At 68.4% G+C, this 13,980-nt stretch carries 13 protein-coding genes; 4 read left to right on the top strand and 9 right to left on the bottom strand.

Going from position 1 to position 13,980, the window contains the following annotated elements; genetic code table 11:
* The first annotated feature begins 4 nt into the window (after positions 1 to 4).
* On the top strand, positions 5 to 1,273 hold the full coding sequence (locus tag HC031_RS17175; RefSeq protein ID WP_167926331.1) for an FAD-dependent oxidoreductase: 1,269 nt from the start codon (positions 5 to 7) through the stop codon (positions 1,271 to 1,273).
* 128 nt (positions 1,274 to 1,401) lie between these two features.
* Here the strand turns inward: HC031_RS17175 and HC031_RS17170 are convergent, their stop codons facing one another.
* Positions 1,402 to 2,082, bottom strand: coding sequence for a WHG domain-containing protein (locus HC031_RS17170; protein ID WP_167926330.1), 681 nt, complete (start codon positions 2,080 to 2,082; stop codon positions 1,402 to 1,404).
* A 101-nt stretch (positions 2,083 to 2,183) separates the two neighbouring features.
* Between HC031_RS17170 and HC031_RS17165 the strand changes: the two genes are divergently transcribed.
* Both HC031_RS17165 and HC031_RS34415 read left to right on the top strand, forming a co-directional pair.
* Complete coding sequence (locus tag HC031_RS17165) at positions 2,184 to 4,346, top strand: MMPL family transporter (RefSeq protein ID WP_167926329.1); 2,163 nt, start codon at positions 2,184 to 2,186, stop codon at positions 4,344 to 4,346.
* A gap of 210 nt (positions 4,347 to 4,556) precedes the next feature.
* A complete protein-coding gene (locus tag HC031_RS34415; protein ID WP_205862846.1) occupies positions 4,557 to 5,171 on the top strand; it encodes a YetF domain-containing protein in 615 nt (204 codons plus the stop codon).
* A gap of 226 nt (positions 5,172 to 5,397) precedes the next feature.
* On the opposite strand, the gene HC031_RS17155 is transcribed toward HC031_RS34415, so the two are convergent.
* Positions 5,398 to 6,981: a DHA2 family efflux MFS transporter permease subunit gene (locus HC031_RS17155; protein WP_167926327.1), complete on the bottom strand. Its 1,584-nt coding sequence runs from the start codon at positions 6,979 to 6,981 to the stop codon at positions 5,398 to 5,400.
* A gap of 539 nt (positions 6,982 to 7,520) precedes the next feature.
* On the opposite strand from HC031_RS17155, the gene HC031_RS17150 reads away from it, so the two are divergent.
* Positions 7,521 to 7,862 carry an MmcQ/YjbR family DNA-binding protein gene (locus tag HC031_RS17150; protein ID WP_338090702.1) on the top strand — a complete coding sequence of 114 codons (342 nt, stop codon included), beginning with the start codon at positions 7,521 to 7,523 and terminating at the stop codon, positions 7,860 to 7,862.
* A 45-nt stretch (positions 7,863 to 7,907) separates the two neighbouring features.
* Here the strand turns inward: HC031_RS17150 and HC031_RS17145 are convergent, their stop codons facing one another.
* The 7 genes from HC031_RS17145 to HC031_RS17115 form a co-directional block, all read right to left on the bottom strand.
* Positions 7,908 to 8,786, bottom strand: a complete 879-nt coding sequence (locus HC031_RS17145; RefSeq protein ID WP_338090701.1) for a 3-hydroxybutyryl-CoA dehydrogenase — start codon at positions 8,784 to 8,786, stop codon at positions 7,908 to 7,910.
* A 156-nt stretch (positions 8,787 to 8,942) separates the two neighbouring features.
* Complete coding sequence (gene npdG, locus HC031_RS17140) at positions 8,943 to 9,617, bottom strand: NADPH-dependent F420 reductase (RefSeq protein WP_338090700.1); 675 nt, start codon at positions 9,615 to 9,617, stop codon at positions 8,943 to 8,945.
* Between the two features lie 20 nt (positions 9,618 to 9,637).
* On the bottom strand, positions 9,638 to 10,432 hold the full coding sequence (locus HC031_RS17135; RefSeq protein WP_167926324.1) for an ABC transporter permease: 795 nt from the start codon (positions 10,430 to 10,432) through the stop codon (positions 9,638 to 9,640).
* Complete coding sequence (locus tag HC031_RS17130) at positions 10,429 to 11,238, bottom strand: ABC transporter permease (protein ID WP_167926323.1); 810 nt, start codon at positions 11,236 to 11,238, stop codon at positions 10,429 to 10,431. Before HC031_RS17130 ends, HC031_RS17135 begins: the two co-directional genes overlap by 4 nt.
* Positions 11,231 to 12,094, bottom strand: coding sequence for an ABC transporter ATP-binding protein (locus HC031_RS17125; protein WP_167926322.1), 864 nt, complete (start codon positions 12,092 to 12,094; stop codon positions 11,231 to 11,233). Before HC031_RS17125 ends, HC031_RS17130 begins: the two co-directional genes overlap by 8 nt.
* Before the next feature lie 88 nt (positions 12,095 to 12,182).
* On the bottom strand, positions 12,183 to 13,199 hold the full coding sequence (locus tag HC031_RS17120) for an ABC transporter substrate-binding protein (protein ID WP_167926321.1): 1,017 nt from the start codon (positions 13,197 to 13,199) through the stop codon (positions 12,183 to 12,185).
* Positions 13,200 to 13,207: 8 nt separating this feature from the next.
* On the bottom strand, positions 13,208 to 13,969 hold the full coding sequence (locus HC031_RS17115) for an isochorismatase family protein (RefSeq protein ID WP_167926320.1): 762 nt from the start codon (positions 13,967 to 13,969) through the stop codon (positions 13,208 to 13,210).
* Between the last annotated feature and the right edge of the window lie 11 nt (positions 13,970 to 13,980).

The raw sequence follows: 13,980 nt of genomic DNA, 5'->3' as shown, positions 1-13,980 counted from the left end.
GAAAATGAGCACCCCTGACGTTGTCATCGTCGGTGGCGGAATCGGCGGGCTGAGCACCGCCTTCGCGCTGTCCCGCGGCGGACTGAAGGTGCGGGTCCTCGAGCAGGCGAAGGAGTTCGGCGAGGTCGGCGCGGGCATCCAGCTCGCACCGAACTGCACGCGGATCCTCGATGACTACGGGCTGCTCGAAGAGGCGAAGGCCCGCGGCGTCGTACCCGACACGATGGTGATGCGCGACGCGGTCGACGGGAGCGACCTGACCTCGCTCGACCTCCGTGACCTCGAGCGGAGGTACGGCTTCCCGTACCTGGTCATCCACCGCAGCGACCTGCACGGACTGTTCCTCGAGGCCTGTCGCGAGGCCGGCGTCGAACTGGTCACCGAGCAGCGGGTCACGGCGTACTCGCAGGACGGGGACAAGGCCACCGCGACGACCGAAGCGGGCGCCGTCCATGAGGGAGCCGTGGTGATCGCGGCCGACGGCCTGCACTCCGTCGCCCGCAAGCTCTTCGTCGACGACCAGCCCGTCTCCTCGGCCTACGTCGCCTACCGCGGCACCGTGCCGATCGCGGAGACCGGCCGCCCGGTCGACCTCTCCGAGGTCGTCGTGTACGTCGGCCCCCGCTGCCACTTCGTCCACTACGGACTGCGCGGTGGCGACCTCCTCAACCAGGTCGCCGTCTTCGAGTCCCCCAAGGCGCGCGCCGGGCTCGAGGACTGGGGAACACCCGACGAGCTCGACACCGCCTTCGCCGGGACCTGCGACGCCGTTCAGCAGGGACTGCCGCACATGTGGCGCGACAAGTGGTGGCGGATGTACGACCGCGACCCGATCACCACCTGGGTCGACGGCCGGATCGCCCTCCTGGGCGACGCGGCCCACCCGCCGCTGCAGTACATGGCGCAGGGCGCGATCATGGCGATCGAGGACGGCTGGGTACTCGCCGAGCACGTCAAGCGACTTCGGGGCGACGACGGCGCCGTCGACTGGGCGGGCGCACTCGCGGCCTACGAGGCGGTCCGACCGGAGCACTGCCGCCGCGTGGTACTGACGGCGCGCGCGTGGGGCGAACTGTGGCACCTCGACGGCGTCAAGCGCGAGCGGCGCAACGTCCTGCTCCGCGCCCGGAAGGTCGACGACTACTCCTTCACGGACTGGATCTACGGCCCGACCGCGCTCTTCCCCTCACACGAGCCGGCGATGTTCGAGCCGATCCCGCTGGTAACGGCGGACCGGTTGGCCGGCGACCTGGCGGACGCCCTCGCACCGTGACCTCCCGCCGTGACCTCGCGCAGTGGCCTCGCGCATGACCGCCGGGTCGCTGCGCGGGGCGCGCGAAGCCGGCGGGAGTTCGCTTCCGCCGGTCACCGTGTCCGAGACCTGCGTGCCGTGAAGGCCCGCTACGGGGCGGGCCCGACCTTGGCCGGCCCGGCGTGGCCCGCAGCAAGCGCCGCGATTCCATCGGCGACCATGTCCAGGGCCCGCTGGATGGCCGCCTCCTGCTGGTCCGGCGGGCACAGTCGCAGCGGGCCGTCGAGCAACAGATCCGCCATGCCGTGCACGGTCGACCAGGCGGCAAGTTCGAGGTACGGCCGGCGGTCCGGCGGGATCCAGCCGCAGCCGACCAGCGTATCGAGGGTCTCCACGAGCATCTGGAACGACCGGGTGCCGAGCATGTCGACCGGCTCGGACTCCATTCCGGGCGTGTCCGCGCGGCAGAACGCGGTGCGAAACAGGCCGGGCTCGGCGAGCGCGAACCGGATGTACCCGGTGCCGAGCGCGCGTAGCCGGCGCAGCGCTTCGGCGGGCGGATCCGGCACCGGCTCGCTGGTGGCGAGCTCGTCCTGCATCCGCGCGGCCAGCTCCGTCAGTGCGAGCTCCTTGACCGCGTGGATCAACTCGCCGCGCCCTTCGAAATGCCGGTACGCGGCGGTGGCCGAGACGCCGACCTTCCGGGCCGCCTCGCGCAACACCACCGCTTCCGGGCCGCCGGTGCGGGCCAGCTCGGTCGCGGCCACGGTCAGCGCGTTGGCCAGATCTCCGTGGTGGTAGCTGGCACGCGGGCTCTTGCTGTTTGGCACGCTCCCATCCTGCCCGATGTTGACACCGTTACCATCCCGTGCGATGTTAACGCCGTTAAGTTTACGCTGTGAACATCGCGCGTGCGAGGAGACGGGGAACGATGCTCCACCGATACGGCACCTTCATCTACCGCAGAGCCCGCATCGTGCTCGTGGTGTCCGCGGTGATCCTGATCGCCGCCGCCGTCCTGGGCGTCGGCGCGTTCGGCAAACTGAGAAGCGGCGGGTTCACCGACCCGGCGGCCGAGTCGACCAAGGCCCAACAGCTGATCGACTCCCGCTTCGGCGGGCAGAGCAATCTGGTGTTGCTGGTACACGCGCGGACCGGTACCGCCGACTCCCCTGCCGTCGCCCGCGCGGGACAGGCACTCGCCGAAGCGTTGGCCGGTGAACCGAACGTCACCAATGTGCTCTCGTACTGGGCGACCAGGTCGCCCAGCCTGAAGTCGACTGACGGCGTGGACGCGATGGTGCTCGCCCACATCGTCGGCGACGACGACCACCTGACCGAGCAGACCAAGGCGTTGATCGCCAAGTTCGCGGTGGACAACAAAGCGGTGACCGTACGGGCCGGCGGCCGGGCGGCAGCCAACGTCGAGGTGAACTCGCAGGTCACCAAGAGCCTGACGATCGCCGAGGCGATCGCCGTACCGTTAACGCTCCTGCTGCTCATCCTCGCCTTCGGCAGCGTGGTTTCCGCCATGCTGCCCCTGGCGATCGGCGGCGTGGCCATCATGGGTACCTTCGCCGAGCTGTACGCGCTCGGCTCGATCACCGACGTGTCGATCTTCGCGATCAACCTGACCACCGCGCTCGGGTTGGGCCTGGGCATCGACTACGCGTTGCTGATGGTCAATCGGTTCCGGGAGCAGCTCGCCGCCGGCGACAGCGTGGAGACGGCGGTCGCCCGCACCGTGGCCACCGCCGGCCGTACCATCGTGTTCGGCGCCGCGACGGTCGCGGCCGCACTGGCCGCGCTGCTGGTCTTCCCGCTGTACTTCCTGCGCTCGTTCGCCTACGCGGGGATGGGCGTCGTGGTGATCGCGGCGGTCGGCGGTCTGGTGGTCCTGCCGGCACTACTGGCCGTGCTCGGCCCGCGCATCAACAAGGGCCGGGTGCCGTGGTCGCGCGCGGCACTGGGCAGCGAGTCGCGCATGTGGCGGCGGCTCGCCGGTGCGGTCATGCGCCGCCCGGCCCTGGCCGCGCTGCCCGTGATCGCCGTACTCCTGCTGGCCACCGCCCCCTTGCGGCACATCAGCTTCGGCACCCCGGACCAGGGCGTACTGCCGACCGGCGCGGCCAGCCGACAGGTCGCCGACCGGCTGTCCATCGGCTTCGCCGGCAACGACGCTGCCGCAATCACCGTGGTGACCACCGGCCCGGTCACACCCGACGCCCTGTCGGCGTACGCGCGGCAACTGTCCAGCCTGCCCGGCGTGATCCGGGTGGACAGCAGCACCGGTACCTTCGCCGCCGGCCAGGCCGGCCCGGCGATCGGCAACAACGCCGCGCTCGGACGGCCGGACGCCCAGCAGCTCTCAGTGGTCACCAACGTGCCCACCAAGTCGGCGGCGGCGCAGGACCTCGTCGCCGCGGTCCGGGCGGTACCCGCGCCGGACGGGGTGACCCGTCTGGTCGGCGGACAGGACGCCGAGCTGGTCGACACCCGACACTCGATCGGCCAGCGACTGCCGGTCGGCGGGCTGCTGATCGTAGTGACCACGTTCGTCGTACTGTTCCTATTCACCGGCAGCGTCGTGCAACCGGTGCGGGCGCTGCTACTCAACGCGCTGAGCCTCGCCGCGACGCTGGGCGTCCTGACCTGGATCTTCCAGGACGGTCACCTGGCCGCACTGCTCGGGTTCACCGCCCGGCCGATGGACACCGCGATGACGGTACTGCTGTTCTGCATCGCGTTCGGGCTGTCGATGGACTACGAGGTGATCGTGATCAGCCGGATCAAAGAACTTCACGACCACGGTCGGTCCACCGCCGATGCGGTCAGCACCGGCATGGCCCGCACCGGGCGCATCGTGTCCACCGCGGCAACCCTGCTGGCGGTCACCTTCTTCGCCTTCGGTACCAGTACGGTGAGCTTCCTGCAGATGTTCGGCATCGGCAGCGGGCTGGCAATCCTCATCGACGCGACCCTGGTACGCGGAGTTCTGGTACCGGTGTTCATGCGAGTGTTCGGCGCGGCCAGCTGGTACTCGCCGGCCCCGCTACGCCGGATGCACACCCGGATAGCGCTCAGCGAAGCCTGACTTCCCCTGCGCCGTTGCGGCCCCGCATGCCGGCAGGGGGTGAGACCAACCCGAGCCGCCTACCCAGGCCGTACTACTCTCACCGGGCGCACCCCCACGGCTGTCGACGGAGACCATCGCCCCATTTGTTGTAGGGTCGCGCGTCGGCGACACCATAGCCACGGGCCTATCAGATGGGAGACGAGGTCGATGTGGGCTGACCTATGGCACGTGCAGATCCCGGTGCTGGAGAAGGTGCTGCGAACAGTGCTCGTCTACGGCGGACTGGCGCTCCTGCTGCGCGTCGGCGGCAAACGCGACCTCGCCCAGCTCAACAGCTTCGATCTGGTCGTGATGCTGCTGCTGTCCAACGTCGTTCAGAACGCGATCATCGGCAACGACAACAGTCTGTCCGGCGGTCTGATCGGCGCGGCCGTGCTTGTCGCGATCAACGGCGTCATGGTGCGCGTGGTCAACCGGCATCCGCGGCTGACCCGCATCTTCGAGGGAGCGCAGACTGTCCTCGTCCGTGACGGCAGGGTTGACCACAAGGCGCTGCACCGGATGGGGCTTCGCCAGGCAGACCTCGCCGCGGCCCTACGTCGCCAAGGCGCCAGCGACCTGCACGAGGTGAAGAAGGCCACGATCGCTCCGGGCGGCGCGATCGTCGTCACCCTGACCGACGAGGCGCAGGACGTCACCCGCCGAGATCTCCACAACGATCACGAAGCGCTGCTGAACGACATCCGTACCGAGATCCGCGCCGCCGTCGCAGGGCTCGAAGAACGCCTCACCGACCGGCTGCCCCAGTTGCCCACCAAGTCCCCGGGCGCGCAACACATTTGACGGTGCTGCCCGGCCCGAAGGCCGTCGTTCCGGTCGCCGATGCCCTGCGTCCGATCGGCCTGTCCGATTGTCCGGGACCATTCGGACAGGCCGATCACCATAACCGACGGCGCCGCGCGGCTGTCCGATGAAACCCGGGCCTGCAGCGCGCTGACCGTGGACGAGGCCATCTACGGCCTCCGCGCCTCCGTCGCTACCCGTCCGTTACGGGCCCCGGTCGAGCGCCTCAGTGGATCATCGCTGGGGCTCCCGCACGATCACCGCCGTCGCCCGCCGGATCGTCCAGCAGGGGCGACCGCTTGCGCTTGCGGGGCAGGAAGGCGATCGGGATGAACGTGGCCAACACCAGCGCGAAGCCGACCCAGAAGGTCGTGGCGAACGAGTGGGCCACGAAGTCCAGGCCACGCTGGATGACCGACGCGGGCAACGGCAACCGCACGCCGTGCTGATGGGCGATCGCCGCGTCGGCCTCGGTAACCGGCGCGCCAGTGCGTGGATCTTTCAGACCCGGGATCGGGGCCGATCCGTTCAGGCGGCTGGTGAGGATCACCGACATGATCGCCGCACCCACGGAGCCGCCGATCTGCTGGAGAATGTTCGTCAACGTCGACCCGCGCGCCACCTCGTGGCTGGTCAGCGTCCGCAGCGCAGAGGTCATGATCGGCATCATCGCGCCGCCCATGCCGAGGCCCATGACGAACAGCGAACCGCACAGCAGCCAGTACGAGGTGTCCGTGCCGACCTGGGTGAACGTGAAGAACCCAGCGGCGATGAGCGCCATCGCGAACGGCACGGTACGGCCGACCGGGATCTTGTCGGCCAGGGCGCCGGCGATCGGCATGGTGAGCATCGCGCCGATGCCCTGCGGCGCCATCAGTAGACCGGCGTGCAGCGTGGACTCACCGCGCACCTGCAGGAAGTAGCTCGGGAACAGCAGGCCGGCGCCCATGAACGCGATGATGAACACGAACAGAGAGATCGACGCGACCGTCAGGTTGCGGTTGCGGAACAGGCGCAGATCAAGCAGCGGGTGCCGCGGCTTGAACGAGTACAGAACGAATCCGATCACCAGGACGGCGCCGGTCAGCATCGGTACCCAGACCTTGGTGGCGGTGATCGTCCCGGTCTCCGGCAACGACGAGACGCCGTAGAGGAACAGAGCGAGCCCCGGCGACAGCATCAACATACCGACGAAGTCGAACGACTCGGACGGTTCGGGAGTGTCCCTCGGCAACGCGACAAGGGCGTACACCAGCGCGATCGCGCCGATCGGTACGTTGATCAGGAAGATCCAGTGCCAGCTGGCCGCGTCGATCAGCCAGCCGCCGAGGATCGGGCCGCCGATCGGGCCGAGCAGCATCGGGATACCGAGGACCGCCATCAGCCGGCCGATACGCTCCGGGCCGGCCGCACGGGTCATAATCGTCATACCGAGTGGCATGAGCATGCCGCCACCCAGGCCCTGCACGACCCGGTACCCGATGAGCTGGCCGATCGAGTCGGCGGTGGCGCACAGCGCTGAACCGAGCGTGAACAGCAGCAGCGCAAGCATGTACAGCCGCTTGGTGCCGAACCGGTCAGCGGCCCAACCGCTGAGCGGGATCACCGTGGCCAGCGCCAGCGAATAACCCGTCATGGTCCAGGCCACCTGGGCGTACGTGGCGTGGAACGTGGTCTGGAAGGTTGGCAGTGCGACGCTGACGACGGTGACGTCGAGGATCGACATGATCGCGCCGAGCACGACCACTCCGGCGATCTTGAGGACCGCAGCGTCGAGCTTGTCAGGCGCCGCGACGGCTTGATTGGTCACATGAATCTCCAGGTCCAGCTGGCCGGTGGTGCGAGGTCGATGCGGCGCGTGTCAAGCCACGACGTTGGAGCGGAAGCCGACGGCCCGTGTGAGCCTCCGGTCGCCAGTCTCGCGATGACAGCGTCACGTGATCTATCGGCCGAAGGGGCCAGCTTCCACGCAGACGTGATCTGGGTCACGGCCGACTCCCTTCCGAGCTGAGATCAGGACACTGAACGGGCTTCCGCACACGACTCCCTACCTACTTGGCACGGGCGATGTGATTGGGTCGTGGGTAAGACCGTCGAAGGCGCTCATATTCATCGGTCCGCCCGTAGTGAGGCAGGTCACGTCGGTTGACGCTGTCTCCGGCGCCCCTACCCGGCCCTCTGCGGGGATCCCGGGATCCCCCTTCTACGGGGAGCCCGGGATCCCCCTGACGCGCCGACCACCGGCGCAGCCGCACAAGGCCGACCCTGGGTACGGCGAACCCGCCGGATTGGTATCAGCCTATCGACATGTCCTGTTCCGGACCGCCCTCCTGCCACTACCGTCGAAGGGTGGTCACTGTCGCTGATGTGCGAGCGCTGGCGCGTACGCTGCCGCGAAGCAGCGAGCACGTCATCCGTGACCGCGTGAAGTTCCGGGTCGGCTCCTTGGTGTACGTCGCGTTCTCCCGTGACGAGTCCACGATGGGCTTCGCGTACCCCAAAGAGGAGCGCGACTCGCTCATAGCCAGCGAGCCGGCTCTCTTCTTCCTGCCCCGCCCGTCCGACCTGCGCTTCAACTGGGTGTGCTGTCATCTCGCGCCGCTCGATCACGATTACCTGACCGAACTGGTGACCGGCGCCTGGCGGATGGTCGTGCCCAAGTTCCTCGCGCGGCAGCGACTGGGCAGCTGACGGCGCCAACCGGACCGCGGATCACCGCAGCCGGTTGCGCGGCGGTCAGGAAGCGTAGGTGTAGAAACCTCTGCCGGTCTTGCGGCCCAACAGGCCCGCGTCGACCATTCGATTCAGCAGTGGCGGCGCGGCGTACAACGGCTCCTTGAACTCCTCGTAGAGGGACTCGGCGACGGCCTTGGTGGTGTCCAGACCGATCAGGTCCGCCAGCGCCAACGGTCCCTGGGGGTGGGCACAGCCACGCACCAGGCCTTCGTCGATGTCCTCGGCGGTGGCAAAACCCGACTCCAGCATCCGGATCGCGGACAGGATGAACGGGATCAGCAGCGCGTTGACGACGAAGCCGGCGCGGTCCTGGCAGTCGATGGCCTTCTTGCCCAGCACCCCCTCGACAAAGCCGCGGGCTCGTTCGGTGACCTCCGGGTCGGTCAGCAGGCTGGGTACCAGTTCCACCAGGGACAGCACCGGCACGGGGTTGAAGAAGTGCACCCCCAGCACATGGCTGGGCCGAGAGGTGGCGACCGCGAGCTTCATGATCGGAATGGACGAGGTGTTCGACGCCAGCAGTGCGTCCGGCGAAACTACGATCTCGTCGAGCCGCCGGAACAGCTCGATCTTCGCCGCCTCATCCTCCACGATCGCCTCGACGACGAGTTCGCGGTCCGCCAACGCCGCCAGGTCGTCGACGACCCTGACCCGGGCGAGCACGTCCGCCGCAGAAATGATCTTGCCCTTGGCCTCGGCACGGGTCAGGGATGCCTCGAGCCGTTCCAGACCCATGTCGGCGGCGGCGCGGGAGGACTCCGCGACCACCACGTCCAGCCCGGCCCGGGCACACACCTCGGCGATGCCTGCGCCCATCAGGCCGCAGCCGACCACACCGATCCTATCCATTAAGCTTCCTCGTTCCTTGCGGTCCGTCACGAGCCGTTTGGCTCCCTCAGGGGTCACCCCGGCCGCAATGGTCAGGGTAAAACCCAGCACTGACCTCGGGTGTCGTTTCTTCGACGGCCGAACCGGTCGTCTTCACTCGACCGAACGTCAGCCGCTGGTCGGGGTCAGCCGCCCCTCAGGACCGAGTCAACCACGTTCCCGCAGCCCGGTTACCGCGATGCCGGAGCGGGTCTTGTATCTCTTGTTGACCGCGATCAGGACCGCCGTCAACGGCTCGAGGTAGCGGGCCATGCGGAGCGGACCGGCGTCCACCCCTGGACGTCCGGACACGGTGGACGCGAGCTTGATGACGATCTCCTTCGCCCCGGCGTCGTCGCCGCAGACGAGCACGTCTTCGTGTTCGTCATGGTCAACGGTCTTCAGCAGGGTGGCGGCGGCCACGTGGTGGAACGCCGCCACGACGGTGCTGTCCGGCAGTACGGCCGCCGCCTGCTCCGCGGCGCTGCCCTCGGGAACGGCCAGACCGTAGGGGCCGGCCCGGTCGAACCCGAGGGGGTTGACGCAACTGATCACGACCTTCCCGGCGAGCGCCGGACGCAACTCCTCGAGCAGCTCGCGATGACCGTCATAGGGGACGGCGAGCAGCACGACATCGCTCGCCTCGATGGCCTCACGGTTACCTCCCCCGCGTACGACCGCGGAGGCGCCGAGCAGTCCATTGAGGTCGTCGGCGGCCTCGGTCGCACGGGTGCGCGACCGGGAACCGAGAATGACGTCGTGACCGCCGAGCGCGAACCGGTACGCGAGGCCACGGCCCTGCGGTCCGGTGCCGCCGATGACACCGATCGTGTGTACGTCCACCAGTGCTCCACCGCTTCCCATCAGCGCATCCGCCGTTCGACACGCCACAACACCGTCGTCGCGGCGAAAGAGACGATGCCGAGCAGCAGCACCGTCGCCAGCATCCGCGGGTACTGCCCCGAGGTGTAGCTGGCCAGGATCATCCGGCCGAGACCGTACTGCGTGGCGAACATCTCGGCGAGCACCACACCGACCATCGCCAGGCTCACCGCCAGCCGGATGCCGGTCATCAGCGCGCGTCGGATCGCCGGCAGCAGCACCATCCAGAAGACCTGCCAGCGCGTCGCTTCGAGCGTGCGCGCGAGCCGCCCGTAGATCGGCGGCATGTGCCGGACGCTCGCGGACACGTTCATCAGGACGGGAAACATGCCGATCAGGACGGCGAGACTGACCTTCGACGCGGTACCCATCCCGACCATCAGCAGGAGGACCGGGTACATGACGATCTTCGGCAACCCGTTGGTGGCGATCACCAGGGGTTCGAACCCGCGACGCAGCCGCGGCATCAACCCGAACGCGAGCCCGATGACGACGCCCAGGACCACCGAGAGAACGAGTGCGAGCACGGCGGCGACGGCGGTGCTCCTGAGGTTCACCAGGTACGTGTCGTCGGAAAGCGAGTCCACCAGCGCGGCAACGGTGGCGACGGGCGAGGGCACGACGAAGATCTGCGTCGAGGCCACCCACCACAGCAGGACCGCCACGGCGGCGAGGAGGACCGAACCTGCCGGGACCTTCCACGCGCCCAGCTTTCGACGCCCGCCTCGGGCGGGCGCGGTCGCGACCGGCGCGGCGGGGTCAACGGTGACTGTCATGAGCGCCCCTTGGTCGACGTGCCGAGCAGTCGCGGCAGCAGGGACAGCAGCGCGACGACGACGAGTGAGATGACGAGGGTCGCGATGATGTAGAAGTACATCGCGCTGTTGGCGAACGACTCGTACCGGTACCTGATCCGGTAGCCGAGCCCCGACTGGGCGATCATGAACTCCATCGCCACCACGCCGATGAGCGAGTAGATGCCCGCCATGGTGGCTCCGGCCAGCACCATCGGAGCCGCGGCCGGCATCGCGATCAGCCGTAGCGTCTGCCATCGCGACAGGCACAGGGAACGGCCGAGGTTGAGGTAGACCGGCCGGACCTCGGACAGGCCGACCCACGTGTTCAGCGCCATCGGGATCGCCGCCATGATCGAGCCGAGAATGATGATCGGCCACAGGTTGATCCCCAGGATGACGAGGAACACGGGATAGAACACGACCAGGGGAACCGTGTAGAAGCTGATCAGGTACGGCTCGAACATCTTGCCCAGCGTCTGCTTCCGCCAGAAGAGGACACCGGCGAGGGTGCCGAGGAGCAGGCCAAGGACTATCGATGCGAAGACGGCCGTGATGGTGGCGAGGGCGTCGGTGAAGAAGGGCCCGTCAGTTATCTCGGTCCTCCCCACCGTCCAGATGTCGCTGGGTGCGGGAATGACCCTGGCGGACCACCATTCCTGGGTGGAGCCGAGCTGCCACAGCGCAACGAGGACGACCACCAGCAGTACCGAGGGCGTCGCATCCGGCAGGCGCAGGCCGCGTCCCCGGGAACGCCCGGCCTGCGGAGCGACCTCGCTGCTAGCCATGGTTTCCTGCCAGCCCGGCGTGCTCGCTGTCGGCGAACGCCTGCATCGCTTCGCCCCGCACCAGTCCCCAGATGTGGTTGAAGACCTCGCTGAACTCCGGCGTGCCGACGCTCGAGGTGTCCCGGTTCTCGGGTAGGTCGATCACGACGCGGTCGAGGATCCGCCCCGGCCGGTACGACATCACCCAGACCTCCTGGGAGAGCAGGATGGCCTCCTGGATGTCGTGCGTCACGAAGACGACGGTCTTGTGCGTCTCCCGCCAGATGCGGCGGACCTCGGCGCCGATGAGGAGCCGGGTCTGCTGGTCCAGCGCACCGAACGGCTCGTCCATCAGCAGGGCGTTGGGGTTCAGGGCGAGGGTACGGGCGATCGCGACCCGCTGCCGCATCCCGCCGGACAGCTGCGGCGGGTGAGCCTTCTCGAATCCCTGCAGCCCGACCAGCGTGATGAACTGCTGCGCCCGCTCCAACTGCTCCCGCTTGGGAACGCCGGCCACCCGCATGCCGAAGCAGACGTTGTCCAGCACCGTCTTCCACGGGAGGGTGGAGTCCTCCTGGAAGACGACGCCGGTCGTGCGCTTGGGCGAGCGGACGACCTCGCCGCCGATCCTGACCTCCCCCGACGTGGGGGTCTGCAGTCCGGCGATCAGCGACAGCAGCGTGGACTTTCCGCACCCGCTGGGGCCGACGATGGCGACGAAACGGCCTGCGTCGACCTTCTCGTTGACGTGGTCGATCGCGCGGACCACCGTGCCGTCCTGGGTAGGGAACGACATGCTGACGTTGTCGATCACGATGTCCGCTGCGCTCCCGGCGGGTAGCGACGCGTCTGCGGCTCGCGTTGTCTGGGCCTTCATGTCCGGCCTCGTCCTCTCTCTCGTATGTCCACCCGGTCCCGGAGAACCGGGACCGGGTGGACATCCACGCCGGCGTCCGCGGGCGGGGTTAGAGCTGCGCCTTCGCGCTGTCCGGCAGGTACGACTGGTCCAGGACCTTGCTCCAGTCGACCTGCTTGGTGATCTGGCCGTTGGCGACCATGATGTCGGAGAGCGTCTCCAGGGCCTTCTTGTTGACTTTCAGCGAGTAGGCGGTCTTCAGGTCCGGCGTGTCCCGCAGGCCGTCCGCGAGGAGCTTGCTGTCGATCTTCAGGATCGGGCTGAGGTCGGCCGCGGCCGCGTCGGTGTCGGAGACGACGTAGTTCAGGGCCTTGTCCGCGGCGCGGAAGAACGCCTTGAGCGTGTCCGGGTTCTTCTTGGCGAAGTCGCCGTTGGCCGCCACCATGTCGGCGGGGAAGTCACCCACGACGTCCCGTGCGGTCACCACGACCTGGGCGTTGTCGTTCTTCACCTTGTCGGTCACGAACGGGTGCATCGCCCACCCGGCGGTGATCGAGCCGCTCTTCGCCGCGGCCCAGCTGTCGCCCATGCCCGCGCCGGCCTCGACGGTCGACACGTTGCTGCCCATCTTCTTGGCCACGTACTTGCCGAGCAGCTGGGTCGTGGAGCCCGCGCCGGTCGTACCGAGCTTCATGGCGGCGCCACTGTCGGGCTTCTTCGGCCCGATCCAGTAGAAGTCGTTGACCTGGAACCACGACCCGACGATCTTCATGGTCGGGTCACCCTGGGCCGCCAGCACCACGGCCGGCCCGCCGGTGATGGCGATATCCGCGTCGCCCGTGGTCACCGTCCGCAGCGTGTTGCCGCCGCCGGAGCCGGAGATGAACGTGGCGGAGAGCCCTTCGTCCTTGAACCAGCCCTTCTTGTCGGCGACCTGGAGGATCGCCATGAACGGCAGGCTGTCCAGGCTGGTCGCGGCGATCCGGATGGTCTTGACGCCGCCCTGGCTGCCGGACGCGGCCTTGTTGTCGCTGCCGCCGCTGTTACCGCCGCAGGCGGCCAGTCCGCCGGCGAGCACCACGGCCGTCAGGGCGACGCCCAACGGCCGTCTCAGTGAAATCGACATGCCTTTCCTCACTTTCGGGACTGCTGGGTCGGCCTGATTTCCGGACTAGCCGCGGGACGACCGGTTAGGATGCCGAGCGCGTCGGACTGCTGGAGCACGTCGCAGTACTTCGCGTTCAGGTCGAACAGGTTGACCGCGTGGCTCGTAACCACCCGGTCGAAGACCCCGTCGAGTGCGACGGCGACGTTGAATCCGTGCGAGAAGGCGTCGACGACGGTTGCGCGGACGCAACCGCTCGTCGTACCACCGCAGACCACGAGAGTCCGCACTCCGCGGTCCCGCAGCTGCTGCAGCAGGTCGGTGCCGAAGAAGCCGCTGGGCCGGGTCTTGGTGACGACGATGTCGCCGGGCAGCGGGCGGATCTCGTGCACGATCTCCGTCTCGTCCGCCCGGCGCCGCAACGCGGGTTGCTGCTTGTTGCGCCACACGCTGTCCACTGAGGACTCCGTGGCCGACACGTCGACGGTGTAGGCGACGGGAGCGCCGGCCCGCCGTGCGGCGTCGAGCAGTTGCCGGACCGCGTCGACGGCGTCCCAGGCCGCTTCGCCGCAACTGTTCGGGTATTCCGCGATCGACGTGTGGATCGGCGCCCGGAGGCCCACGAACGCGTACGTCATGTCGACGATGAGCAGCGCCGCCGTGCCGGTGAACCGACTCCGCCGCCCGTAGCCGGCCGCGCGGCACACCGCCTGGTCGGCGTCACTGACGACGCCGTCCCACGGCCAGTGGGGCTGGCCGATGTGAGCGACGTCGCACCCGCGATGCTGCATGGCCGATACTG

The sequence above is a fragment of the Planosporangium thailandense genome (assembly GCF_011947195.1).
GTDB lineage: Bacteria > Actinomycetota > Actinomycetes > Mycobacteriales > Micromonosporaceae > Planosporangium > Planosporangium thailandense.
The sequence above is the reverse complement of the archived record's forward strand: the minus strand, read 5'-3'. Positions and strand labels throughout refer to the sequence as shown.

Coding starts and splice junctions, on each gene's coding strand:
- HC031_RS17175 (WP_167926331.1), top strand. CDS start 5: ATGAGCACCCCTGACGTTGTCATCGTCGGTGGCGGAATCGGCGGGCTG.
- HC031_RS17165 (WP_167926329.1), top strand. CDS start 2,184: ATGCTCCACCGATACGGCACCTTCATCTACCGCAGAGCCCGCATCGTG.
- HC031_RS17135 (WP_167926324.1), bottom strand. CDS start 10,432: ATGACAGTCACCGTTGACCCCGCCGCGCCGGTCGCGACCGCGCCCGCC.
- HC031_RS17130 (WP_167926323.1), bottom strand. CDS start 11,238: ATGGCTAGCAGCGAGGTCGCTCCGCAGGCCGGGCGTTCCCGGGGACGC.
- HC031_RS17125 (WP_167926322.1), bottom strand. CDS start 12,094: ATGAAGGCCCAGACAACGCGAGCCGCAGACGCGTCGCTACCCGCCGGG.
- HC031_RS17120 (WP_167926321.1), bottom strand. CDS start 13,199: ATGTCGATTTCACTGAGACGGCCGTTGGGCGTCGCCCTGACGGCCGTG.
- HC031_RS17115 (WP_167926320.1), bottom strand. CDS start 13,969: ATGCAGCATCGCGGGTGCGACGTCGCTCACATCGGCCAGCCCCACTGG.